The sequence below is a fragment of the Mariniflexile ostreae genome (assembly GCF_042427585.1).
GTDB lineage: Bacteria > Bacteroidota > Bacteroidia > Flavobacteriales > Flavobacteriaceae > Pseudalgibacter > Pseudalgibacter ostreae.
On record NZ_JBHMFC010000042.1, the window covers coordinates 16,426 to 38,175 of the forward strand.

Annotated in this window: 34 protein-coding genes; 32 read left to right on the forward strand and 2 right to left on the reverse strand. The window is 36.2% G+C overall.

All coding sequences use genetic code 11. From position 1 onward, the window contains the following. Positions 1-175 precede the first annotated feature (175 nt). The gene (locus tag ACFFU9_RS09910) at positions 176-961 is read right to left on the reverse strand and encodes a glycosyltransferase (protein ID WP_379861276.1); all 786 of its coding nucleotides are present in this window, start codon (positions 959-961) and stop codon (positions 176-178) included. 1,267 nt (positions 962-2,228) lie between these two features. After that, positions 2,229-3,923: a BamA/TamA family outer membrane protein gene (locus ACFFU9_RS09915; protein WP_379861277.1), complete on the reverse strand. Its 1,695-nt coding sequence runs from the start codon at positions 3,921-3,923 to the stop codon at positions 2,229-2,231. Between the two features lie 264 nt (positions 3,924-4,187). On the opposite strand from ACFFU9_RS09915, the gene rpsL reads away from it, so the two are divergent. The 32 genes from rpsL (at position 4,188) to rplQ (ending at position 21,624) form a co-directional block, all read left to right on the forward strand. Next, complete coding sequence (gene rpsL / locus ACFFU9_RS09920; RefSeq protein WP_379861278.1) at positions 4,188-4,562, forward strand: 30S ribosomal protein S12; 375 nt, start codon at positions 4,188-4,190, stop codon at positions 4,560-4,562. A gap of 22 nt (positions 4,563-4,584) precedes the next feature. Beyond that, positions 4,585-5,061, forward strand: a complete 477-nt coding sequence (rpsG, locus tag ACFFU9_RS09925) for a 30S ribosomal protein S7 (protein ID WP_379861279.1) — start codon at positions 4,585-4,587, stop codon at positions 5,059-5,061. Positions 5,062-5,067: 6 nt separating this feature from the next. Then, positions 5,068-7,194, forward strand: a complete 2,127-nt coding sequence (fusA, locus tag ACFFU9_RS09930) for an elongation factor G (RefSeq protein ID WP_379861280.1) — start codon at positions 5,068-5,070, stop codon at positions 7,192-7,194. Positions 7,195-7,205: 11 nt separating this feature from the next. Beyond that, entirely contained in the window at positions 7,206-7,511 is a 306-nt protein-coding gene (gene rpsJ / locus ACFFU9_RS09935; protein ID WP_106461997.1) for a 30S ribosomal protein S10, read from the forward strand. 223 nt (positions 7,512-7,734) lie between these two features. Next, complete coding sequence (rplC, locus tag ACFFU9_RS09940) at positions 7,735-8,352, forward strand: 50S ribosomal protein L3 (RefSeq protein WP_379861281.1); 618 nt, start codon at positions 7,735-7,737, stop codon at positions 8,350-8,352. After that, a complete protein-coding gene (gene rplD / locus ACFFU9_RS09945; protein ID WP_379861282.1) occupies positions 8,352-8,981 on the forward strand; it encodes a 50S ribosomal protein L4 in 630 nt (209 codons plus the stop codon). The genes rplC and rplD overlap by 1 nt, the downstream gene beginning before the upstream one ends. Positions 8,982-8,987: 6 nt before the next feature. Next, positions 8,988-9,278, forward strand: coding sequence for a 50S ribosomal protein L23 (rplW, locus tag ACFFU9_RS09950; RefSeq protein WP_379861283.1), 291 nt, complete (start codon positions 8,988-8,990; stop codon positions 9,276-9,278). A 10-nt stretch (positions 9,279-9,288) separates the two neighbouring features. Further along, entirely contained in the window at positions 9,289-10,116 is an 828-nt protein-coding gene (rplB, locus tag ACFFU9_RS09955; protein ID WP_379861284.1) for a 50S ribosomal protein L2, read from the forward strand. Positions 10,117-10,119: 3 nt separating this feature from the next. Further along, a complete protein-coding gene (gene rpsS / locus ACFFU9_RS09960) occupies positions 10,120-10,398 on the forward strand; it encodes a 30S ribosomal protein S19 (protein WP_379861285.1) in 279 nt (92 codons plus the stop codon). Positions 10,399-10,404: 6 nt separating this feature from the next. Beyond that, entirely contained in the window at positions 10,405-10,812 is a 408-nt protein-coding gene (gene rplV / locus ACFFU9_RS09965) for a 50S ribosomal protein L22 (protein WP_379861287.1), read from the forward strand. 9 nt (positions 10,813-10,821) lie between these two features. Further along, positions 10,822-11,541, forward strand: coding sequence for a 30S ribosomal protein S3 (rpsC, locus tag ACFFU9_RS09970; RefSeq protein ID WP_379861288.1), 720 nt, complete (start codon positions 10,822-10,824; stop codon positions 11,539-11,541). 22 nt (positions 11,542-11,563) lie between these two features. Next, entirely contained in the window at positions 11,564-11,983 is a 420-nt protein-coding gene (gene rplP, locus ACFFU9_RS09975) for a 50S ribosomal protein L16 (RefSeq protein ID WP_379861289.1), read from the forward strand. Positions 11,984-11,996: 13 nt separating this feature from the next. Next, the gene (gene rpmC / locus ACFFU9_RS09980) at positions 11,997-12,188 is read left to right on the forward strand and encodes a 50S ribosomal protein L29 (protein WP_379861290.1); all 192 of its coding nucleotides are present in this window, start codon (positions 11,997-11,999) and stop codon (positions 12,186-12,188) included. 13 nt (positions 12,189-12,201) lie between these two features. Then, positions 12,202-12,459 (forward strand): 30S ribosomal protein S17, encoded by a 258-nt coding sequence (rpsQ, locus tag ACFFU9_RS09985; RefSeq protein WP_379861341.1) that lies wholly within the window; start codon positions 12,202-12,204, stop codon positions 12,457-12,459. 2 nt (positions 12,460-12,461) lie between these two features. After that, entirely contained in the window at positions 12,462-12,830 is a 369-nt protein-coding gene (rplN, locus tag ACFFU9_RS09990) for a 50S ribosomal protein L14 (protein ID WP_027126041.1), read from the forward strand. Between the two features lie 14 nt (positions 12,831-12,844). Then, entirely contained in the window at positions 12,845-13,156 is a 312-nt protein-coding gene (rplX, locus tag ACFFU9_RS09995) for a 50S ribosomal protein L24 (RefSeq protein WP_379861291.1), read from the forward strand. A gap of 2 nt (positions 13,157-13,158) precedes the next feature. Beyond that, the gene (gene rplE / locus ACFFU9_RS10000) at positions 13,159-13,710 is read left to right on the forward strand and encodes a 50S ribosomal protein L5 (protein WP_379861292.1); all 552 of its coding nucleotides are present in this window, start codon (positions 13,159-13,161) and stop codon (positions 13,708-13,710) included. 3 nt (positions 13,711-13,713) lie between these two features. Then, positions 13,714-13,983 (forward strand): 30S ribosomal protein S14, encoded by a 270-nt coding sequence (rpsN, locus tag ACFFU9_RS10005; protein WP_379861294.1) that lies wholly within the window; start codon positions 13,714-13,716, stop codon positions 13,981-13,983. 79 nt (positions 13,984-14,062) lie between these two features. Then, complete coding sequence (gene rpsH, locus ACFFU9_RS10010; RefSeq protein ID WP_379861295.1) at positions 14,063-14,461, forward strand: 30S ribosomal protein S8; 399 nt, start codon at positions 14,063-14,065, stop codon at positions 14,459-14,461. An 18-nt stretch (positions 14,462-14,479) separates the two neighbouring features. Next, positions 14,480-15,022, forward strand: a complete 543-nt coding sequence (rplF, locus tag ACFFU9_RS10015) for a 50S ribosomal protein L6 (RefSeq protein WP_379861296.1) — start codon at positions 14,480-14,482, stop codon at positions 15,020-15,022. A 92-nt stretch (positions 15,023-15,114) separates the two neighbouring features. Further along, a complete protein-coding gene (gene rplR, locus ACFFU9_RS10020; protein ID WP_379861297.1) occupies positions 15,115-15,471 on the forward strand; it encodes a 50S ribosomal protein L18 in 357 nt (118 codons plus the stop codon). Positions 15,472-15,477: 6 nt separating this feature from the next. Then, positions 15,478-16,002: a 30S ribosomal protein S5 gene (rpsE, locus tag ACFFU9_RS10025; protein ID WP_379861298.1), complete on the forward strand. Its 525-nt coding sequence runs from the start codon at positions 15,478-15,480 to the stop codon at positions 16,000-16,002. A 13-nt stretch (positions 16,003-16,015) separates the two neighbouring features. Continuing rightward, complete coding sequence (gene rpmD / locus ACFFU9_RS10030; RefSeq protein ID WP_379861299.1) at positions 16,016-16,198, forward strand: 50S ribosomal protein L30; 183 nt, start codon at positions 16,016-16,018, stop codon at positions 16,196-16,198. 13 nt (positions 16,199-16,211) lie between these two features. Beyond that, complete coding sequence (rplO, locus tag ACFFU9_RS10035; RefSeq protein WP_379861300.1) at positions 16,212-16,664, forward strand: 50S ribosomal protein L15; 453 nt, start codon at positions 16,212-16,214, stop codon at positions 16,662-16,664. Positions 16,665-16,678: 14 nt separating this feature from the next. Further along, on the forward strand, positions 16,679-18,025 hold the full coding sequence (gene secY / locus ACFFU9_RS10040) for a preprotein translocase subunit SecY (protein ID WP_379861301.1): 1,347 nt from the start codon (positions 16,679-16,681) through the stop codon (positions 18,023-18,025). A gap of 10 nt (positions 18,026-18,035) precedes the next feature. Next, positions 18,036-18,251, forward strand: coding sequence for a translation initiation factor IF-1 (infA, locus tag ACFFU9_RS10045; RefSeq protein ID WP_028289261.1), 216 nt, complete (start codon positions 18,036-18,038; stop codon positions 18,249-18,251). A gap of 6 nt (positions 18,252-18,257) precedes the next feature. Next, positions 18,258-18,374, forward strand: a complete 117-nt coding sequence (gene ykgO / locus ACFFU9_RS10050) for a type B 50S ribosomal protein L36 (protein WP_013305171.1) — start codon at positions 18,258-18,260, stop codon at positions 18,372-18,374. Positions 18,375-18,376: 2 nt separating this feature from the next. Then, entirely contained in the window at positions 18,377-18,751 is a 375-nt protein-coding gene (rpsM, locus tag ACFFU9_RS10055) for a 30S ribosomal protein S13 (protein WP_379861302.1), read from the forward strand. Positions 18,752-18,852: 101 nt separating this feature from the next. Then, complete coding sequence (gene rpsK / locus ACFFU9_RS10060; RefSeq protein ID WP_379861303.1) at positions 18,853-19,245, forward strand: 30S ribosomal protein S11; 393 nt, start codon at positions 18,853-18,855, stop codon at positions 19,243-19,245. 172 nt (positions 19,246-19,417) lie between these two features. Continuing rightward, the gene (rpsD, locus tag ACFFU9_RS10065; protein ID WP_379861304.1) at positions 19,418-20,023 is read left to right on the forward strand and encodes a 30S ribosomal protein S4; all 606 of its coding nucleotides are present in this window, start codon (positions 19,418-19,420) and stop codon (positions 20,021-20,023) included. A gap of 21 nt (positions 20,024-20,044) precedes the next feature. Beyond that, the gene (locus tag ACFFU9_RS10070) at positions 20,045-21,037 is read left to right on the forward strand and encodes a DNA-directed RNA polymerase subunit alpha (protein WP_379861305.1); all 993 of its coding nucleotides are present in this window, start codon (positions 20,045-20,047) and stop codon (positions 21,035-21,037) included. A 110-nt stretch (positions 21,038-21,147) separates the two neighbouring features. Continuing rightward, positions 21,148-21,624: a 50S ribosomal protein L17 gene (rplQ, locus tag ACFFU9_RS10075; protein WP_379861306.1), complete on the forward strand. Its 477-nt coding sequence runs from the start codon at positions 21,148-21,150 to the stop codon at positions 21,622-21,624. The last annotated feature ends 126 nt before the right edge of the window (positions 21,625-21,750 follow it).

The following is a 21,750-nucleotide window of genomic DNA, read 5'->3' on the forward strand; positions in this document are numbered from 1 at the left end:
AATATTTTATTAAGTTTAACAAATACAAAAAGAGAGAATGTATCAACTCTATAGTATTTGCTGAAATTAGACACAAAACCATGTTAAATCACAACCTCTTGATTTGTAGTTTTTTATTCTAGAATAATCACTGTTTTTGTGTTTTTCATATAACATTTAGAATGTAACTAATAAGTTATTTATCTTTTAAAATCTCATCAAACATATCTTTCCATTGTTTTGCTATGTTTTCTGGAATAAATTTCTCCACATCCTTAATGGCGTTACAAGAAAGTTCTAATCTTAATTTTTCATCCTCTATTAGTGAAACTAATGCTTCTTCAAGCTTATTTAGATTTTGATTTTCTACCAAAATACCACTTTCACCGTCAGTCATAATTTCTCTTGGACCAGAAATGCAGTCAAAGCTTATGCAAGCACATCCCTGAGACATAGCCTCAATTAGAGCCATTGGTAGGCCTTCAAATTTAGAAGATAAAACAAATATTGAAGATTCTCTCATAACTGTGTCTATGTTTGGTTGAAATCCGATAAAATGAACACGATTTTCAACATTATTTTTTTTACATAATTCTAAAAGATAATCATAACTACTTGTGCTACCTGTTCCTGCAATTTCTAGAATCCATGAGGGATATTGTGTTGCAATTTTTCCCCAAACAAAAATTAAATTATCAAAACCTTTGCCTTCCCACCTATCTAAACTTCCAACGGCAAGAATATTTTTTCTACGTAGGTTCTGCTCTTTATAAATTGGAAAAGATAGTGGATTTTGAATAACGACTTTATTAGATAGCAACTTTCCAAGAATGTTATAGTCGTGTTGAGTTAGGATAGTTATCTTAGTTGCCAAACGATTAATCCAGAACCTCTGAATATATTTCGCAAACGCATGTTTCTGAATGACATGGTGTTTTTGTTTGTCATTCAGAGCAACGCGAAGAATCTTGTATGTTTTCATGGGTTCTTCATTCCGTTCCACTTCATTCAGAATGACATGGTGCTTTTGATTGTCATTAAGTTATTTTGTCATTCCGACAGCGGAGGAATCTCATGCGTTTAATAGATTCTTCAGTCGTACCTCCTTCTGAATGACATCGTGCTCTTATTTGTCATTCAGAGCAACGCGAAGAATCTTGTATGTTTTCATAGATTCTTCATTCCGTTCCACTTCATTCTGAATGACATGGTGCTTTTGATTGTCATTAGGTTATTTTGTCATTCCAACAGCGGAGGAATCTCATGTTATTCATAGATTCTTCATTCCGTTCCACTTCATTCTGAATGACATCCGTGCTTTTTTATAACACTTTGGATATTGATTATTTTGTCATTCCAACAGCGGAATAATCTCATGTTTTTCATAGATTCTTCAGTCGTACCTCCTTCTGAATGACATGGTGCTTTTGATTGTCATTCAGAGCAAAGCGAAGAATCTTGTGTTTAATAGATTCTTCATTTCGTTTCACTTCATTCTGAATGACATCCGTGCTTTTGATTGTCATTAGGTTATTTTGTCATTCCAACAGCGGAGGAATCTCATGCTTTTCATAGATTCTTCAGTCGTACCTCCTTCTGAATGACATCGTGTTTTTATTTGTCATTCAGAGCAAAGCGAAGAATCTTGTGTGTTTTCATAGATTCTTCAGTCGTGCCTCCTTCTGAATGACATCGTGCTCTTATTTGTCATTCAGAGCAACGCGAAGAATCTTGTATGTTTTCATGGGTTCTTCATTCCGTTTCACTCCATTCTGAATGACATGGTACTTTTGATTGTCATTAGGTTATTTTGTCATTCCGACAACGGAGGAATCTCATGTTTTCATGGATTCTTCAGTCGTACCTCCTTCTGAATGACATCGTGTTTTTATTTGTCATTCAGAGCAAAGCGAAGAATTTTGTGTTTTCATAGATTCTTCATTCCGTTTCACTTCATTCTGAATGACATGGTGCTTTTGATTGTCATTAGGTTATTTTGTCATTCCAACAGCGGAGGAATCTCATGCGTTTAATAGATTCTTCATTCCGTTTCACTTCATTCTGAATGACATCGTATGTTTTCATAGATTCTTCAGTCGTGCCTCCTTCTGAATGACATCGTGCTCTTATTTGTCATTCAGAGCAACGCGAAGAATCTTGTATGTTTTCATGGGTTCTTCATTCCGTTTCACTTCCTTCTGAATGACATCCGTGCTTTTGAGTGACATCGTGCTTTTTAAAAGCTAAAATTAAAAACGCGCTACCAGACTAATGTGTATTTTGGAATTCGATAATTTAAATGGAGTGTGTTCACTTTTACCATTGGCATAATTAAATTTTAAAAGACCAGAACGTGTTAAAATGCCAAACCCTAAGCCGTAGCCATAAAGTTTTTCTTTTGCATCGGTTAAGACGTTTTCAAAAGAGGCTAAGTCTGTAATGGAGTGTATGTATATGGTGTTGCTAAGCTGGAGCCTGTATTCTACATTTAATACACCATAAAGAGAGGCCAATATGCTGTTTTCTTCAAAGCCTCTAATGGAGTTGATGCCTCCAAAACGCAGCAGTTCGTTTTCAAAATAAGTGTCGGATGCCATGCTGGCGGCATTTAGCTTTACAAAAACACTGTTTTTAGCGTTCAGATTAAAAATCTTAAACGTATTTAAAGTCCATTGGAACTGTTTTTCAGGATGTGTTGTTGTTTTTCGTTCTCCAGTACCGGCTTCCGCATAAACGAAATGGTGTACCGGGAATAATAAATGCTGCTGCTGGGGGACTGTATATTGATATGAAAGTTTTAAGAAAACCGACTTATAGTCTGCGATGGCTGCTGTGGAGGTTTCTGTTAATAAGGTATTGGAGCTTACAGAAAATATTCCTGCAGCCACCTTGTGTTTAGGGTTTAATTGGTAGTTTAGGTTTACGGCTTGATGGGTCGTGGTATATGAGCTGTCTTTTTTAAAAATATTCAGCTCCAGATCTACCCCGATAGGGCTTCCAAATAAATATGGTAAGCTTAAATCGACTTTAAAGTTTTTTTGCTGACTTTGATCGCTTTTGTATTGCAATCCAAAACGCTCGCCATAATTCAGGTTATTAACCAAACTTAGGTTTACATAGCCATCAAACTCCAGCGTGTTACTGTCTTCATTAGTGCCAAATCCTAAAAACCCATCAAACCCATTACTGGCCGATTTTTCGATATACATATATAAGGTTGTAGAATCTTTAGAAAATAAGACCTCGGGCGGTTTTATTTCGTGGGCAAAGGCTAAGGAATTTAATTGTTCGGTTTTTTTCTGAATGGCTTTTAAACTGAATGTTTTGTTAGGCTTTATTTTTAGATAATGCTTTAAATAAGATTTTGGAAAGCGCTCGTAACCTTTAATGATGATATGATCCAGGTATCTTTTTTGGGATTCTGCTGTTATGATGATATGTGCTTTTAAATGGCCGCTATCTTGGATTGAAATGTTAGACAAGCGTAGTTTTGAAAACGGGGCGCCCTTATCTACTAATTTTGAATTGATAAAGGCTAAGGCCTCTTCCACATCTTGAAGGTTTAAAACAAAATAATCGTCGTGGACCTCTTGGGAAACAGATGTTAAGGTGGAGGTCTCGATTTTGTTTTTGGGGTAGTATATAGATATGGTGTGGTATTGGGTTTTTAATTGGATCTTGGTCTGGTATAGTGAGTCGTTAATGCGGGAAATGCTGTCGCGTCTGTTTTCGATATAGCCTATGGAATAAAGTTGGTCTTGGAAGGTTTTAATTTCGGAATGCAAGCCTTCATAATCACTATGGTATGTCGTGTAGCCTAAAGCATCGATAATTCGATTTTCAATACTGTTTTCACCTTCAATGATAAGTTGCAACTGTTGCCCCTTTACTTTAGTAGAAAAAAAGACGCTTAAAAAGGCCAGTATAAAAGCTGTTTTTCGCACTTAATTGTATTAAAATTTATAAAATAAACTCCCGAATCCAGAAAAAAACGTAAAGGTATTCTTTAAATAGGGCAGAAGGCTTATGTCCTACGAGCTGCTTCATTTTCCCTGTAAATCTAAAGGAAAAAGAACACTTGTGATATAATGTGTGATTTTTTTTTGAAAACTCTTAAAAATTAATGGATTAGGATTTGAATTATTCATTTTATTTTCTACCTTTGCAGCCCTCTTAAAAGAGGATTTTAAAATTTATATATAATATATATGCCAACAATTTCACAATTAGTAAGAACAGGAAGAACCAAAATAACCAAGAAGAGTAAATCGGTTGCTTTAGATTCTTGTCCGCAAAGACGTGGTGTGTGTACTCGTGTTTACACGACGACTCCTAAAAAACCTAACTCAGCAATGCGTAAGGTAGCAAGGGTTCGTTTAACGAACGGTAACGAGGTGAATGCATACATTGGCGGCGAAGGGCACAATCTACAAGAGCACTCGATAGTATTGGTTAGAGGTGGAAGGGTAAAAGATTTACCAGGAGTTAGATATCACATTGTACGTGGTGCATTAGACACAGCAGGTGTTAACGGCAGAACGCAACGTAGATCTAAGTATGGTGCTAAACGCCCTAAGAAGTAATTTAAAACTTTAAGAAGAAGACATGAGAAAAAAAGCAGCAAAAAAGAGACCGCTTTTGCCGGATCCACGTTTTAACGATCAGTTAGTAACTCGTTTCGTTAATATGATGATGTGGGATGGGAAAAAGTCTGTAGCTTTTAAAGTATTCTATGATGCTATTGACATTGTAGAATCAAAAAAGAGTGATGAAGAGAAAACAGCTTTAGATACATGGAAAGATGCTTTATCTAATGTGATGCCTCACGTAGAAGTACGTAGCCGTCGTGTTGGAGGTGCAACCTTCCAAATTCCAATGCAAATACGTCCAGACCGTAAAGTTTCTACCGCAATGAAATGGCTAATTAGCTATTCACGTAAGAGAAACGAGAAATCTATGGCGCAACGTTTGGCTTCAGAAATTTTAGCAGCAGCTAAAGAAGAAGGAGCAGCGGTTAAGAAAAGAGTGGATACTCATAAAATGGCCGAAGCAAATAAAGCATTCTCTCACTTTAGATTTTAATAATATATGGCAAGAGACTTAAAATTAACAAGAAATATAGGTATTGCTGCACATATTGATGCAGGAAAGACCACAACTACAGAACGTATTCTTTTTTATACCGGTGTAAACCATAAGGTAGGTGAAACTCACGAAGGGTCATCAACAATGGACTGGATGGAGCAAGAAGCAGAAAGAGGTATTACTATTACTTCTGCAGCAACAACTTGTGACTGGGTATTCCCTAAAGAAAACGGAGAACCAACAGAAGACGCAAAAAGTTATCACTTTAATATTATAGACACCCCTGGCCACGTTGATTTTACGGTAGAAGTAAACCGTTCTTTACGTGTGCTTGATGGTTTAGTGTTTTTATTCAGTGCGGTAGATGGTGTGGAACCACAATCGGAAACAAACTGGAGATTAGCCGATAATTATAAAGTGCCTAGAATTGGATTTGTTAACAAAATGGACCGTCAAGGGTCTAACTTTTTAGAAGTTAACAAACAAGTAAAAGAAATGTTAGGTTCTAATGCAGTGCCAATTGTATTGCCTATTGGAGATGAAGCAGACTTTAGAGGTGTTGTGGATCTCGTTAAGAATAGGGCGATTGAGTGGCATGATGAGAACTTTGGTTCTACTTTTGATGTTATTCCTATTCCGGAAGACATGAAAGAAGAAGTGCGCCAATACAGAGCGTTACTAATTGAAGAGGTAGCGAGTTACGACGAAAACTTATTAGAGAAATTCATGGAAGATGAAGACTCTATTACAGAAGACGAAGTACACGCAGCGCTAAGAGCAGCAGTAATGGATATGGCCATTATACCTATGGTATGTGGATCATCTTTCAAAAATAAAGGCGTTCAGTTTTTATTAGATGCTGTTTGTAGATACTTACCTTCTCCAATGGATAGAGAAAGTGTTATCGGTACAAATCCAGATACAGATAAAGAAGAAAGACGTAGACCAGACGTTAAAGAACCTTTTTCTGCTTTAGCATTTAAAATTGCTACCGATCCTTTTGTTGGTCGTTTAGCGTTTTTCCGTGCATACTCAGGACATTTAGATGCAGGATCTTATGTGTTGAACAACCGCTCTGGAAAAAAAGAACGTATTTCACGTATCTACCAAATGCACGCCAACAAACAAATTGCTCTAGATTATCTAGAAGCAGGTGATATTGGAGCAGCAGTAGGATTTAAAGATATTAAAACAGGAGATACTTTATCTGATGAAAAACACCCTATCGTTTTAGAATCTATGGATTTCCCAGACCCAGTAATTGGTATCGCTGTGGAGCCTAAGACTAAAGCAGATGTTGATAAATTAGGGATGGCATTATCTAAACTTGCAGAAGAGGATCCAACCTTTACAGCAAGAACAGATGAGGCTTCAGGACAGACTATTATTTCTGGAATGGGTGAGCTTCACTTAGATATTATTGTAGATCGTTTACGTCGTGAGTTTAAGGTTGAAGTAAACCAAGGACAACCACAAGTAGAGTACAAAGAGGCTGTTACACAAGTTGCAGATCACAGAGAGGTTTATAAAAAGCAATCTGGTGGACGTGGTAAATTTGCCGATATTGTATTTACTTTAGGGCCTGCAGACGAAGGTGTAACAGGATTACAGTTTGAGTCTATTATTAAAGGTGGTAACGTACCTAAAGAATTTATCCCTTCTATTGAAAAAGGATTTAAACTAGCGATGGCGAATGGTCCTCTAGCAGGATATGAGATTGACTCTATGAAAGTAACCTTGAAAGATGGATCTTATCACGATGTGGATTCCGATCAACTATCTTTCGAATTGGCTGCTAAAATAGGATTTAAAGCTGCTGCAAAAGCTGCAAAAGCGGTTATCATGGAGCCTATTATGAAACTTGAGGTGATTACTCCTGAAGAGAATATGGGTGATATTGTAGGCGATTTAAACCGTCGTCGTGGTCAAATGAGCGATATGGGCGATAGAGCTGGAGCAAAAACTGTAAAAGCAACGGTTCCTTTATCTGAAATGTTCGGATATGTTACCACACTAAGAACATTATCATCAGGCCGTGCAACGTCAACAATGGAGTTTTCACACTATGCTGAAACCCCTTCAAACATATCAGAAGAAGTTATTAAGGCTGCTAAAGGCATCGAATCGTAAATCTTAAGAAAATGAGTCAGAAAATCAGAATAAAATTAAAGTCTTACGATCACAGTTTAGTAGATAAATCTGCTGATAAGATTGTAAAAACTGTAAAGAGCACAGGTGCTGTGGTTACAGGTCCAATTCCTTTACCAACGCACAAGAAAATTTTTACTGTATTACGTTCTCCACACGTAAACAAGAAATCAAGAGAACAATTTCAATTAAGCTCTTACAAGCGTTTACTTGATATTTATTCTTCATCATCAAAAACGATTGATGCCTTGATGAAACTGGAATTACCAAGTGGCGTAGAAGTAGAGATTAAAGTATAAGTAAACCTCTGCGAATCCCGATAATTATCGGAAGACCCCTTAAAGTCGTTTTTTACTAACGAAGAAAAGCCGGTTAGATTCGCTAGAATACATGTCCTTAACTACGGTTAAGGAAAAACGGTAAAATGCATTTCAGGGACGAAAGGTATTTTTGTCCCTGATTTTTTTTAAAGCAAGTTGGATTAGGTTCCAACATATTAGTAATAACAAATAAATAATAATTATGTCTGGGTTAATTGGAAGAAAAATCGGTATGACCAGCATCTTTGATGAAAAAGGAAAAAACATTCCTTGTACAGTAATCGAAGCTGGACCATGTATCGTTACCCAAGTCAGAACTGAAGAGGTGGATGGCTATAATGCTATTCAACTTGGTTTCGATGACGCGACAGAAAAAAGTGCTACTAAAGCGGACATAGGTCACGCTAAAAAAGCAGGAACTTCTGTAAAACGCAAAATCGTTGAATTCAAAAGTTTTGATAAGGAGTACAAGTTAGGTGATGCAATCACTGTAGAGCACTTTGTAGAAGGTGAATTTGTTGACATCTCTGGAACCTCGAAAGGAAAAGGTTTCCAAGGTGTTGTAAAACGTCACGGTTTTGGTGGTGTAGGTCAAGCGACCCACGGGCAACACAACCGTTTGAGAGCGCCAGGTTCTATTGGTGCGGCTTCATATCCTGGAAGAGTATTTAAGGGTATGAAAATGGCAGGTAGAATGGGTAATGACTCGGTAAAAATTGAAAATTTAAGAGTTTTAAAAATAGTAGCAGATAAAAACCTACTAGTGGTTAAAGGGTGTGTACCTGGACACAAGAATTCTTATGTAATTATTAGAAAATAATGGAAGTAGCAGTTTTAGATATAAACGGAAAAGATACAGGTAGAAAGGCAGACCTTTCTAAGGATGTATTTGCTATTGAGCCTAATAATCACGCGGTGTATTTGGATGTTAAGCAATATTTAGCAAACCAAAGACAAGGAACTCACAAATCGAAAGAGAGAGCTGAGATTTCTGGAAGTACACGTAAGATTAAGAAGCAAAAAGGAACAGGTACGGCAAGAGCAGGTAGTATTAAGTCTGGTGTTTTTAAAGGGGGTGGCCGTATGTTCGGACCAAGACCAAGAAACTACAGTTTTAAACTTAATAAGAACTTAAAACGCTTAGCACGTAAATCGGCTTTAAGTATTAAAGCAGGAGAACAATCCATCACGATTCTAGAAGATTTTAACTTCGATACGGTAAAGACAAAAAACTTTACAGCAGTATTGAAAGCGTTAAACCTAGAAAACAAAAAAACATTATTTGTGTTGGGTGCCTCAAATAATAATGTATATTTGTCCTCACGTAATTTAAAAGGCTCTGACGTTATAACGGCTTCAGAATTAAGCACTTACAAAATTTTAAATGCGAACCAAGTCGTTCTTTTAGAAGGCGCTTTAGCAGGAATTGAAACAAACTTAAGTAAATAGAAACTCATGAGTATCTTAATTAAACCTATAATCACAGAAAAAGCAACAGCTAATAGCGAGTTGAGAAACTGCTATACTTTCTCAGTGAAACCAAAGGCGAACAAGGTAGAAATCAAAAAAGCGGTGGAAGCTGCTTATGGTGTTTCTGTTGAAAAAGTTCGTACTATAAATGTCCGTCCAGATAGAAAAACTAAGTTTACAAAAACTGGTATTCAACATGGTAAAACCAACGCCGTTAAGAAAGCGATGGTACAACTGGCGGAAGGTGAGATGATTGATTTATACAGTAACATGTAATTAAAGACAGATGTCAGTAAGAAAATTAAAACCAATCACACCAGGACAGCGATTTAGAGTAGTTAATGGATTTGACGCCATTACTACTGATAAGCCGGAGAAAAGTTTAATAGCTCCGATTAAAAAGTCTGGTGGTAGAAACAGTCAAGGAAAAATGACCATGCGCCATATTGGTGGTGGTCATAAAAAGAGGTATCGTGTTATCGACTTCAAAAGAGATAAAGCAGGAATCCCTGCTGAAGTAAAATCTATTGAGTACGATCCAAACAGAACCGCTTTTATAGCTTTATTAAATTATCAAGACGGCGAAAAAAGATACATCATTGCCCAAAATGGTTTACAAGTTGGACAAAATGTAGTATCAAGCAAAGAGAGTATTGCTCCAGAAGTTGGAAATGCTATGCCGCTTAGTCTTATTCCATTAGGAACTATTATATCTTGCGTAGAGTTACGTCCAGGACAAGGGGCTATTATGGCTCGTAGTGCTGGGTCTTTTGCTCAATTAATGGCAAGAGACGGTAAGTTTGCATCTATCAAGTTACCTTCAGGGGAAACACGATTGATACTTGTTACCTGTATGGCCACTATTGGTGTTGTATCTAACTCCGATCATCAGTTGTTAGTTGGAGGTAAAGCTGGTAGAACACGATGGTTAGGTAGACGTTCAAGAACGAGACCAGTTGCAATGAACCCTGTCGATCACCCAATGGGTGGTGGTGAAGGACGCGCTTCAGGTGGTCATCCACGTTCTAGAAACGGAATTCCAGCTAAAGGTTATAGAACCCGTTCTAAAAAGAATCCAACAAATAAATATATCGTAGAACGTAGAAAGAAATAAGACATGGCAAGATCATTAAAAAAGGGACCTTACGTTCATTATAAATTAGAGAAAAAAGTTGCTGTTAATGTTGAAACCAACAAAAAAAGCGTTATCAAAACCTGGTCTAGAGCCAGTATGATTACACCTGATTTTGTAGGACAAACCATAGCAGTGCACAATGGCCGTCAATTTGTGCCAGTATACGTTACTGAGAACATGGTAGGCCATAAACTTGGAGAATTTTCACCAACACGTTCATTCCGTGGGCATGCAGGTGCTAAAAATAAAGGTAAAAAATAGTAAGCAATGGGAAGTCGTAAAAAACAAATGGCAGACGCTATTAAGGAAGCAAAAAAAGAAATTGCTTTTGCAAAACTTAATAACTGTCCTACATCACCAAGAAAAATGCGTTTAGTAGCCGATTTAGTAAGAGGCGAACGCGTAGAGAAAGCGCTTAATATTTTAAAATTCAACCAAAAAGAAGCTTCTGGAAAATTAGAGAAATTGCTTTTATCGGCAATTGCCAACTGGCAATCTAAAAATGAAGAAGCTAGTCTTGAAGACGCTGAATTGATTGTTAAAGAGATTAGAGTGGATGGCGGATCTATGTTAAAAAGATTACGTCCAGCACCTCAAGGTCGCGCACATAGAATAAGAAAACGTTCTAACCACGTTACAATAGTAGTTGGAGCTAACAATAACACACAAAGCTAGGATAGAAGTATGGGACAAAAAACAAATCCAATCGGAAATCGCTTAGGAATTATCAGAGGATGGGAATCTAACTGGTATGGAGGAAATGATTATGGAGACAAGCTTGCCGAAGACGATAAAATTAGAAAATACGTTCACGCACGTTTATCTAAAGCCAGTGTTAGTAGAGTAATAATTGAAAGAACTTTAAAACTTGTAACCGTTACTATCACGACGGCTCGCCCAGGTATCATTATTGGTAAAGGTGGCCAAGAGGTAGACAAGTTAAAAGAAGAGCTTAAAAATATTACTGATAAAGAAGTTCAGATCAATATTTTTGAAATCAAAAGACCTGAACTAGATGCCTTTTTAGTAGGATCGAGTGTTGCTCGTCAAATTGAAAATAGAATTTCATACAGACGTGCCATTAAAATGGCAATTGCAGCTACGATGCGAATGAATGCAGAAGGGATCAAGATCCAGATTAGTGGTCGTTTAAACGGTGCTGAAATGGCACGTAGTGAACACTACAAAGAAGGACGTATTCCTTTATCAACCTTTAGAGCCGATATCGATTATGCACTTGTTGAGGCGCACACTACTTACGGTAGATTAGGTGTGAAAGTGTGGATCATGAAAGGTGAAGTGTATGGTAAAAGAGAACTTTCTCCACTTGTTGGATTGTCCAAGAAGCAAGGAAAAGGTGGACCGTCGAGAGATGGCAATTCCAAACCTCGTCGTAGAAAGTAATTTTTTATAAAGTAAGAAAAAAATGTTACAGCCTAGAAGAACAAAATTTCGTAAGCAGCAAAAAGGACGTATGAAAGGGATCTCTCAGAGAGGTCACCAACTTTCAAACGGTACTTTTGGAATAAAAGCGCTAGATTCAAATTTTTTAACGTCACGTCAGATAGAGGCAGCTCGTATCGCCGCGACCCGTTATATGAAAAGAGAAGGTCAACTTTGGATTAAAATATTTCCAGACAAGCCTATTACAAAAAAGCCTCTTGAAGTACGTATGGGTAAAGGTAAAGGAGCCGTTGAGTATTGGGTAGCCGTTGTAAAACCAGGAAGAGTATTATTTGAAATAGGAGGCGTGCCATTGGACGTTGCAAAAGAAGCATTGCGTCTAGCAGCACAAAAGCTACCTGTTAAAACTAAGTTTTTAATCGCTAGAGATTACGAAGCATAATTTATTTGATATTATGAAACAATCAGAAATTAAAGAATTATCTGTAGCTGAGTTACAAGAGAAACTTGGTGAGACAAAAAAGAGTTATTCAGATCTAAAATTAGCGCATGCAATATCTCCTTTAGAAAATCCAATCCAATTACGTTCTGCAAGAAGAAACGTAGCTAGAATTGCGACCGAATTAACTAAAAGAGAATTACAATAATTCTGCTGAAATGATGGAAACAAGAAATTTAAGAAAAGAACGTGTAGGAGTTGTTACTAGTAACAAAATGCAAAAATCGATAGTGGTTGCAGAGGTTAAAAAAGTAAAACACCCTATGTATGGTAAGTTCGTGTTGAAAACAAAAAAATATGTTGCACACGACGAAACGAACGACTGTAATGTTGGAGATACCGTAAAGATCATGGAAACAAGACCTTTAAGTAAATCTAAATGTTGGAGATTAGTTGAAATAATTGAAAGAGCTAAATAATTATGTTACAGCAAGAATCAAGATTAAAAGTCGCAGATAACACTGGAGCCAAGGAAGTTTTAACAATCCGGGTTCTAGGTGGTACTAAAAGAAGATATGCTTCTGTAGGAGACAAAATTGTTGTTTCAGTTAAAGATGCAACCCCTAATGGAAACATTAAAAAGGGTGCTGTTTCAACTGCAGTTGTAGTTCGTACAAAAAAAGAAGTGAGACGACCAGACGGATCCTATATCCGATTTGACGATAACGCTTGTGTCCTTTTAAATCCGCAAGGAGAAATGAGAGGAACACGTGTTTTTGGTCCTGTTGCTAGAGAACTTCGTGATAAACAATTCATGAAGATTGTATCATTAGCACCTGAAGTGCTTTAATACATTAATTTAAGATGACAAAGCTTAAAATAAAAACTGGAGATACCGTTAAAGTTATTGCCGGAGACCATAAAGGAGCCGAAGGTAAAGTACAAAAGGTGTTGAAAGAAAAGAATAAAGCGATTGTTGAGGGTGTAAACTTGGTTAAGAAACATACGAAACCAAGTGCGCAAAGTCCTCAAGGTGGAATCGTGGAAAAAGAAGCCGCTATTCATATATCTAACTTATCATTGTTAACTTCAAAAGGAGAAACAACACGTGTAGGATATAGAGTGGAAGGCGATAAGAAAGTAAGATTTTCAATAAAATCTAATGAAGTAATATAGTTATGGCATATACACCTAGACTTAAAGAAGAGTACAAAAGCAGAGTAATTGCAGCTCTTACAGACGAATTTGGTTATACTAACGTAATGCAAGTACCAAAACTAACTAAGATAGTAATATCTAAAGGGGTTGGAGCAGCAGTAGCAGACAAGAAACTTATCGACTATGCAGTGGAGGAGTTGGCAACTATATCCGGTCAAAAGGCTATATCTACCATATCTAAAAAAGACGTAGCATCATTCAAATTGCGTAAAGGCATGCCAATTGGGGCAAAAGTAACATTACGTGGAGAGAAAATGTACGATTTCTTAGATCGCTTAGTAACATCTGCATTACCACGTGTAAGAGATTTTAACGGGATAAAAGCGAAAGGATTTGACGGAAGAGGTAACTACAACTTAGGGGTTACCGAACAAATTATCTTTCCAGAGATAAATATTGATCAAGTTAATAAAATCTCAGGAATGGATATTACATTTGTAACATCTGCAGATACGGATAAAGAAGCAAAATCATTATTAACCGAATTAGGGTTACCTTTTCAAAAGAACTAAGATATGGCTAAAGAATCAATGAAAGCCCGTGAGGTGAAAAGATCTAAAACAGTAGCAAAATATGCTGAAAAACGCAAAGCTTTAAAAGAAGCTGGCGATTATGAAGCATTACAAAAGTTACCAAAAAACGCATCTCCAGTTCGTCAACACAACAGATGTAAATTAACAGGTAGACCTAGAGGATATATGAGAACGTTTGGACTTTCTCGTGTAACATTTAGAGAAATGGCTAATCAAGGTCTTATACCTGGAGTTAGAAAAGCAAGTTGGTAATATTATTTTAATAATCAGATTTAAGGTTCTATCCCGATAGTTTTCGGGATTGAAAACCAAAATCGCAAATCAATTCATTATGTACACAGATCCAATCGCGGATTATTTGACAAGAATTAGAAACGCAGTGCGTGCCAACCATAGAGTGGTTGAGATCCCTGCTTCTAATCTTAAAAAAGGAATCACTAAAATATTATTCGAACAAGGATATATTTTAAGTTACAAATTTGATGATTCTACAGTACAAGGCACTATCAAAATAGCGCTTAAGTACAATAAAGAAACCAAAGAACCAGTAATTAAGAAACTTCAAAGAATAAGTAAACCGGGCTTACGTAAGTATGCGGGTTCTACAGAATTACCAAGAATTCTTAATGGTTTAGGGATTGCTATCGTTTCAACTTCTCATGGAGTAATGACGGGCAAACAAGCCAAAAGAGACAACGTAGGTGGTGAAGTTTTATGTTACGTTTACTAATTTAAAAGCCGAAAAGAAATGTCAAGAATAGGAAATAGTCCAGTAGCCATTCCAGAAGGTGTAACAGTTAACGTTAAAGATAACGAAGTAACTGTAAAAGGAAAATTAGGAGAGTTAACACAAAATTTTAGCTCTATAGATATAAAGATTGAAGATGGCCAGGTGATTTTAGCACGTGCAGCTGATACAAAAGACCTGAAAGCAAAGCACGGACTTTATCGATCTCTTATAGATAACATGATACATGGTGTGTCTAAAGGATGGACAAAAGAGTTGGAGTTTGTTGGTGTAGGTTATAGAGCTTCGCACCAAGGACAAAAATTAGAATTAGCTTTAGGTTTTTCACATAATATCATTCTAGATGTCGCTCCTGAAGTGACTGTAGAAACCATATCTGAAAAAGGAAAGAACCCGATAGTAAAACTAACATCATTTGATAAACAACTTGTTGGTCAAATAGCGGCAAAAATCCGTGATTTTAGAAGACCAGAACCTTACAAAGGAAAAGGGATTAAGTTTGTTGGTGAGGTATTAAGAAGAAAAGCAGGTAAATCAGCTTAAAAGTATTTACGATTGTAAGTTTTTTTAGAACTACGAATTTTAATTGGTAAATCTATAAATCTTAAATCGTTAATCATAAATCGTAAATCGAAATGGCATTAACAAAAAATCAAAGAAGAACAAGAATAAAAAACAGAATTCGTAAGATAGTTTCTGGCACAGAAGCTAGACCTAGATTATCTGTTTTTAGAAGTAATAAAGAAATCTATGCTCAACTTGTAGATGATGTAACGGGTAAAACACTTGCTGCAGCATCTTCAAGAGACAAAGATATTAACACTGCAAAAGTTACTAAAGTTGAAGCAGCTGCACTAGTAGGGAAAGCCCTAGCGGAAAAAGCTTTAAAAGTAGGTGTGGAAACCATCTCTTTTGACAGAGGCGGCTATTTATATCACGGTAGAGTAAAATCATTAGCTGAAGGAGCTAGAGAAGCAGGACTAAAATTCTAAGAAATTATGTATCGAAAATATAAAAGCGCAGAGTTAGTTAAACCAAGTGGATTAGATCTTAAAGATCGTTTAGTTGGTGTACAAAGAGTTACCAAAGTAACTAAAGGTGGTAGAGCATTTGGTTTTTCGGCAATCGTAGTGGTTGGTGACGAAGCAGGTGTTGTAGGACAAGGTTTAGGGAAATCTAAAGACGTGGCCAGTGCCATTGCAAAAGGAATAGAAGATGCTAAGAAAAATTTAGTACGTATTCCTTTAAAAGGAAAAACAATACCTCACGAACAAAAGGGTAAATATGCAGGTGCACGAGTAAATATTATTCCTGCAGCTCCAGGTACCGGTGTTATCGCTGGTGGTGCTGTAAGAACTGTATTAGAGGCTGTTGGTGTACACGACGTATTATCAAAATCTCAAGGGTCTTCAAATCCTCATAACGTTGTAAAAGCAACATTCGATGCTTTACTTCAATTGAGAGATGCGAACGCTATTGCAAGAGATAGAGGTATTTCACTTGAACAAGTTTTTAACGCTTAATCATAAGACAGAAATGGCAAAAATTAAAGTAACAAAGGTTAAAAGCGCAATTAATCGTACGCTAAGACAAAAAAGAACTTTAGAAGCTCTTGGTCTTAAAAAGATTGGTCAAGTAAAAGAGCATGATGCTACACCAAATATTCTTGGTATGGTTGCTAAAGTTTCACATTTAGTTTCTGTTGAAGAAACAAAATAATATAAAACTGAAAATGGATTTAAGTAATTTAAAACCTGCAGAAGGTTCAGTAAAAAATCAAGGAAAAAGAGTAGGTAGAGGACAAGGTTCTGGAAAAGGTGGTACCGCAACACGTGGTCACAAAGGAGCTAAATCACGTTCTGGTTATTCTAAGAAACTAGGATTTGAAGGAGGGCAAATGCCACTTCAAAGACGTGTTCCTAAATTTGGTTTTACGAATATCAACCGTGTAGAATATCAAGGCATCAACCTAGATACTTTACAAGAATTGGTAGACGACAAGAAAATTGAAGATACAGTAAATTTTGAAACCTTATTTGCTCACCGTTTGGCTGGAAAAAACGATCTAATCAAAATATTAGGTAGAGGCGAATTAAAAGCAAAATTAAAAGTATCAGCTCATAAGTTTACTGCTTCAGCAAAAGCTGCTATAGAAGCTGCTGGAGGAGAAGCTGTAACGTTATAAGCCATATTATAAGTATGAAATTTATAGAATCGTTAAAGAATGTTTGGAAAATTGAGGAACTAAGAAACAGGATCATAGTTACTTTGGGGCTGCTTTTAGTGTATCGTTTTGGAGCACAAGTTACATTGCCAGGAATCGATGCCGCTCAATTAGGAGGTTTAGCTAGTAGTGCAGATGGAGGTTTATTAGGTCTTCTTAATGCCTTTACAGGTGGAGCCTTCGCTAAAGCATCAGTATTTGCTTTAGGTATTATGCCTTACATTTCTGCTTCTATTGTAGTACAGTTAATGGGAATAGCAATTCCTTATTTGCAAAAACTACAAAAAGAAGGGGCCAGCGGACAAAAGAAAATTAATCAAATAACACGCTGGTTAACTATAGCGATCTGTTTATTGCAGGCTCCTGGTTATTTAGCAAGTTTGCCTGCTTTAGGTATTCCGCAAAGTGCCTTTTTATTGGGCACAGGGGGTTTGTTTTATTTCTCTTCTGTAGTAATACTTGTAACAGGGTGTATTTTCGCCATGTGGTTAGGAGAAAAAATTACCGATAAAGGTATTGGTAATGGGATATCCTTATTAATTATGGTGGGTATTATTGCTACATTGCCTTTGGCATTTGTGCAAAATGCAGCGACTAGACTAGAAGGAAACAATGTTATGTTGATTCTTTTTGAACTGATTATTTGGTTTGTAATCATTCTTGCCGCTATCATGTTAGTGATGGGGGTTAGAAAAATTGCAGTTCAGTATGCAAGACGTACCGCTTCTGGCGGATATGAAAAAAGTGCAGCAGCAGGTTCAAGGCAATACATCCCTTTAAAACTTAATGCATCGGGTGTAATGCCTATCATCTTTGCTCAAGCAATCATGTTTGTTCCAGGCTTAATTGGAGGGTCTTCTTTTATGAAAGAGACTACCGCAGGAGCTTGGATGCAAACCAATTTCTCTGACATGTTTGGGTTTTGGTACAATCTTGTATTTGCTCTGTTAATTATTGTATTTACCTATTTTTATACAGCAATTACGGTGCCTACCAATAAAATGGCAGATGACTTAAAACGTAGTGGTGGCTTTATACCTGGTATTCGTCCAGGCTCTGAAACCTCAGAGTATTTAGATAAAATCATGTCTCAAATTACCTTACCAGGTTCTATATTTTTAGCGCTTTTGGCTGTGTTCCCAGCTTTTATTGTGAAACTTATGGATGTCCAACAAGGCTGGGCATTATTCTTCGGAGGTACCTCACTACTTATTATGGTTGGAGTTGCAATTGATACTATGCAACAGGTAAATTCATACTTGTTAAATAGACACTATGATGGTTTGATGAAGACTGGTAAAAATAGAAAAGCATTAGCTTAAATATTATACTATGGCAAAACAAGCAGCAATAGAGCAGGACGGAACAATTATTGAAGCATTATCAAATGCTATGTTTCGTGTTGAATTAGAAAACGGTCACATAGTGACAGCGCATATCTCTGGTAAAATGCGTATGCATTACATTAAATTGTTACCAGGGGATAAAGTGAAATTAGAAATGAGTCCTTATGATTTATCTAAGGCTAGAATAACTTATAGATACTAATATACGATGAAAGTTAGAGCATCCGTTAAAAAAAGAAGTGCAGATTGTAAAATCGTGCGTAGAAAAGGTAGACTTTACGTGATAAACAAAAAGAATCCTAGATTTAAACAAAGACAAGGGTAATTATGGCAAGAATTGCAGGTGTAGACATACCAAAAAACAAAAGAGGGGTTATTTCCTTAACTTATATCTATGGAATAGGTAAAAGTAGAGCAAAAGATATTTTAGCTGAAGCTAAAGTTGATGATAGTAAAAAAGTTCAAGATTGGACAGATGACGAAATTGGAAACATTCGTGAAGCTGTTGGAACTTTTAAAATCGAAGGTGAATTACGTTCTGAAACACAATTGAACATTAAGCGATTAATGGATATTGGATGTTACAGAGGTATTCGTCATAGATCGGGGCTTCCATTAAGAGGGCAACGTACTAAGAACAACTCTAGAACAAGAAAAGGTAGAAGAAAAACAGTTGCTAATAAGAAAAAGGTAACTAAATAATAATTAGTTTTTTAGTAATTAGACGTTGGAAGGAATCTGTTTGAAATTATAATGGTTTAGGATTCTAGCGACTATCACTAACAACTAAAAACTATAATACTATGGCAAAATCAAATACAAAAAGCGTCAAAAAACGTAAAGTTATTATTGACGCTGTTGGAGAGGCACATGTTACCGCTTCATTCAACAACATCATTATTTCATTAACCAACAAAAAAGGAGACGTTATTTCTTGGTCTTCTGCTGGTAAAATGGGATTTAGAGGTTCTAAGAAAAACACACCTTATGCTGCACAATTAGCCGCAGAAGATGCTGCAGGAGTAGCCTCAGAAGCTGGATTAAAAAAAGTAAAGGTTTATGTGAAAGGACCTGGAAATGGTAGAGAGTCTGCTATCCGCTCTATACATAATGCAGGTATTGAAGTAACAGAGATTATCGATGTTACCCCATTACCACATAATGGCTGTAGACCTCCAAAAAGAAGAAGAGTTTAGTAACATATATGTATTAAAAATTAATATCAACTGTTTTTACAGTTGATATTAATTTTTATGCGTAAATTTGCAAACTGAAAAAATAATTAACAAGTATCACAAAGAGAACAACGAGCATCGAAGGATAAGATTAAGACCTTAATTCATGATCACTCTTAAAAACAACAATTAAATGGCAAGATATACTGGTCCTAAAACTAAAATAGCCCGAAAATTCGGTGAAGCTATTTTTGGAGAAGATAAATCTTTTGAAAAAAGAAACTATCCTCCAGGTCAACACGGAGCGAACAAGCGTCGTGGAAAAAAATCTGAATATGCTATCCAATTAATGGAAAAGCAAAAAGCGAAATATACCTATGGTATCTTAGAGCGTCAATTCAGAACAATGTTTAAACGTGCAAGAACGGCTCCAGGTATTACTGGTGAAGTTTTATTACAACTTTGTGAGTCTAGACTAGACAACGTTGTATACCGTATGGGGATTTCACCATCTCGTAGCGGTGCAAGACAATTAGTATCGCACAGACACATTACCGTAAATGGCGAGTTGGTTAACATACCTTCTTACCAATTGCAAGCAGGTGATGTAGTAGCAGTAAGAGAAAAGTCAAAATCACTTGAGGCTATCAACAACTCTTTGTCAAACTCAAGTAAAGTGTATGAGTGGATCACTTGGAATGATGGAAGTAAGCAAGGAACTTTCGTTTCTGTTCCTGCAAGAATTCAAATTCCAGAAAACATAAACGAGCAATTCATCGTTGAATTATATTCTAAATAATAACTGATACAAATCACAAATATGGCAGTATTTAATTTTCAAAAGCCCGACAAGGTAATCATGATTGATTCTACCGATTTTGAAGGGAAATTCGAATTTAGACCTTTAGAACCAGGTTATGGTTTAACAGTAGGAAATGCTTTAAGAAGAGTTTTATTGTCTTCTTTGGAAGGATTCGCCATTACGTCAGTTAGAATTGAAGGTGTAGACCATGAGTTTTCTGCTATTGCAGGCGTCGTAGAAGATGTCACAGAAATTATCCTTAACTTAAAACAAGTTCGTTTTAAAAGACAAATTGAAGATATTGATAATGAATCTATTTCTATTTCAATATCTGGACAGGAAACGATTACTGCTGGCGATTTCCAAAAATTTATTTCAGGTTTCCAAGTGTTGAATACAGAAATGATTATCTGTAACTTAGACCCTAAAGTGAGTTTTAATATGGAAATTACCATTGAAAAAGGTAGAGGCTATGTTCCTGCAGAGGAAAATAAAAAAGCAGCTGCACCAATTGGTACTATTTTTACAGACTCTATTTATACGCCTATAAAAAACGTTAAATATAGTGTTGAGAATTATCGTGTTGAACAAAAAACAGATTATGAAAAACTGGTTTTTGAAATAATTACAGACGGTTCTATTACACCACAAGACGCTTTAACAGAAGCTGCTAAAACCTTAATTCACCACTTCATGCTATTCTCCGACGAGCGTATCACTTTAGAAGCTGATGAAATTGCACAAACTGAAACGTATGATGAGGAATCTCTACATATGCGCCAGTTGCTTAAAACAAAGCTCATCGATATGGATTTATCTGTTCGTGCGCTTAACTGTTTAAAAGCTGCAGAGGTAGATACATTAGGAGATTTAGTGTCTTTTAATAAAAATGATTTGATGAAATTTAGAAACTTCGGAAAAAAATCCCTTACAGAGCTAGAAGAGCTTGTACAGGTTAAAGGTTTAAATTTCGGAATGGATCTAAGCAAATACAAATTAGATAAAGACTAAGCTATTTAAACTTAAATAGAATAGGCTTATCAAAACAAATAAATATTAACGACTCATATTTTGCTCTCCGAATGGATCTGGTAGCAAGATGATGTCAAATTTAAAATGTCATGAGACACGGAAAAAAAGTAAACCATTTAGGTAGGCAAACTGCTCACAGAAAAGCAATGTTGGCAAATATGGCATGTTCATTAATTGAGCATAAACGTATAAACACTACTGTTGCAAAAGCAAAAGCTTTAAAACAATTTGTAGAGCCTATGATCACAAAGTCTAAAGTAGATACAACACATAGCAGAAGAATTGTGATGTCTCGTCTTAGACAAAAGGATGCCGTAATTGAATTGTTTAGAGATGTAGCACCAAAGGTTGGAGATCGACCAGGCGGTTACACTAGAATCATTAAACTTGGAAATCGTCTTGGTGATAATGCTGATATGGCTATGATAGAGCTTGTAGATTATAACGAAATCTATAATGCTAACAAACCAGAGAAGAAAACAACTAGAAGAAGTAGAAGAGCTGGTGCAAAACCAGCTGCTGCTCCAGTTGTAGATTCTAAAGAAGCAAAAGACGAAGAAGAATAAATGTTAATAAGCATTTAAAATATAAGGGATAAACTATTTTAGTTTATCCTTTTTTTTATGCAATTTTGTAAAACTTTATTTCTGTAACCCCTTAGCAAAGGTCTATACAGAAATCTCTTAAACTTA

Coding starts and splice junctions, on each gene's coding strand:
- ACFFU9_RS09910 (WP_379861276.1), bottom strand. CDS start 961: ATGAAAACATACAAGATTCTTCGCGTTGCTCTGAATGACAAACAAAAA.
- rpsL (WP_379861278.1), top strand. CDS start 4,188: ATGCCAACAATTTCACAATTAGTAAGAACAGGAAGAACCAAAATAACC.
- rpsG (WP_379861279.1), top strand. CDS start 4,585: ATGAGAAAAAAAGCAGCAAAAAAGAGACCGCTTTTGCCGGATCCACGT.
- fusA (WP_379861280.1), top strand. CDS start 5,068: ATGGCAAGAGACTTAAAATTAACAAGAAATATAGGTATTGCTGCACAT.
- rpsJ (WP_106461997.1), top strand. CDS start 7,206: ATGAGTCAGAAAATCAGAATAAAATTAAAGTCTTACGATCACAGTTTA.
- rplC (WP_379861281.1), top strand. CDS start 7,735: ATGTCTGGGTTAATTGGAAGAAAAATCGGTATGACCAGCATCTTTGAT.
- rplD (WP_379861282.1), top strand. CDS start 8,352: ATGGAAGTAGCAGTTTTAGATATAAACGGAAAAGATACAGGTAGAAAG.
- rplW (WP_379861283.1), top strand. CDS start 8,988: ATGAGTATCTTAATTAAACCTATAATCACAGAAAAAGCAACAGCTAAT.
- rplB (WP_379861284.1), top strand. CDS start 9,289: ATGTCAGTAAGAAAATTAAAACCAATCACACCAGGACAGCGATTTAGA.
- rpsS (WP_379861285.1), top strand. CDS start 10,120: ATGGCAAGATCATTAAAAAAGGGACCTTACGTTCATTATAAATTAGAG.
- rplV (WP_379861287.1), top strand. CDS start 10,405: ATGGGAAGTCGTAAAAAACAAATGGCAGACGCTATTAAGGAAGCAAAA.
- rpsC (WP_379861288.1), top strand. CDS start 10,822: ATGGGACAAAAAACAAATCCAATCGGAAATCGCTTAGGAATTATCAGA.
- rplP (WP_379861289.1), top strand. CDS start 11,564: ATGTTACAGCCTAGAAGAACAAAATTTCGTAAGCAGCAAAAAGGACGT.
- rpmC (WP_379861290.1), top strand. CDS start 11,997: ATGAAACAATCAGAAATTAAAGAATTATCTGTAGCTGAGTTACAAGAG.
- rpsQ (WP_379861341.1), top strand. CDS start 12,202: ATGGAAACAAGAAATTTAAGAAAAGAACGTGTAGGAGTTGTTACTAGT.
- rplN (WP_027126041.1), top strand. CDS start 12,462: ATGTTACAGCAAGAATCAAGATTAAAAGTCGCAGATAACACTGGAGCC.
- rplX (WP_379861291.1), top strand. CDS start 12,845: ATGACAAAGCTTAAAATAAAAACTGGAGATACCGTTAAAGTTATTGCC.
- rplE (WP_379861292.1), top strand. CDS start 13,159: ATGGCATATACACCTAGACTTAAAGAAGAGTACAAAAGCAGAGTAATT.
- rpsN (WP_379861294.1), top strand. CDS start 13,714: ATGGCTAAAGAATCAATGAAAGCCCGTGAGGTGAAAAGATCTAAAACA.
- rpsH (WP_379861295.1), top strand. CDS start 14,063: ATGTACACAGATCCAATCGCGGATTATTTGACAAGAATTAGAAACGCA.
- rplF (WP_379861296.1), top strand. CDS start 14,480: ATGTCAAGAATAGGAAATAGTCCAGTAGCCATTCCAGAAGGTGTAACA.
- rplR (WP_379861297.1), top strand. CDS start 15,115: ATGGCATTAACAAAAAATCAAAGAAGAACAAGAATAAAAAACAGAATT.
- rpsE (WP_379861298.1), top strand. CDS start 15,478: ATGTATCGAAAATATAAAAGCGCAGAGTTAGTTAAACCAAGTGGATTA.
- rpmD (WP_379861299.1), top strand. CDS start 16,016: ATGGCAAAAATTAAAGTAACAAAGGTTAAAAGCGCAATTAATCGTACG.
- rplO (WP_379861300.1), top strand. CDS start 16,212: ATGGATTTAAGTAATTTAAAACCTGCAGAAGGTTCAGTAAAAAATCAA.
- secY (WP_379861301.1), top strand. CDS start 16,679: ATGAAATTTATAGAATCGTTAAAGAATGTTTGGAAAATTGAGGAACTA.
- infA (WP_028289261.1), top strand. CDS start 18,036: ATGGCAAAACAAGCAGCAATAGAGCAGGACGGAACAATTATTGAAGCA.
- ykgO (WP_013305171.1), top strand. CDS start 18,258: ATGAAAGTTAGAGCATCCGTTAAAAAAAGAAGTGCAGATTGTAAAATC.
- rpsM (WP_379861302.1), top strand. CDS start 18,377: ATGGCAAGAATTGCAGGTGTAGACATACCAAAAAACAAAAGAGGGGTT.
- rpsK (WP_379861303.1), top strand. CDS start 18,853: ATGGCAAAATCAAATACAAAAAGCGTCAAAAAACGTAAAGTTATTATT.
- rpsD (WP_379861304.1), top strand. CDS start 19,418: ATGGCAAGATATACTGGTCCTAAAACTAAAATAGCCCGAAAATTCGGT.
- ACFFU9_RS10070 (WP_379861305.1), top strand. CDS start 20,045: ATGGCAGTATTTAATTTTCAAAAGCCCGACAAGGTAATCATGATTGAT.
- rplQ (WP_379861306.1), top strand. CDS start 21,148: ATGAGACACGGAAAAAAAGTAAACCATTTAGGTAGGCAAACTGCTCAC.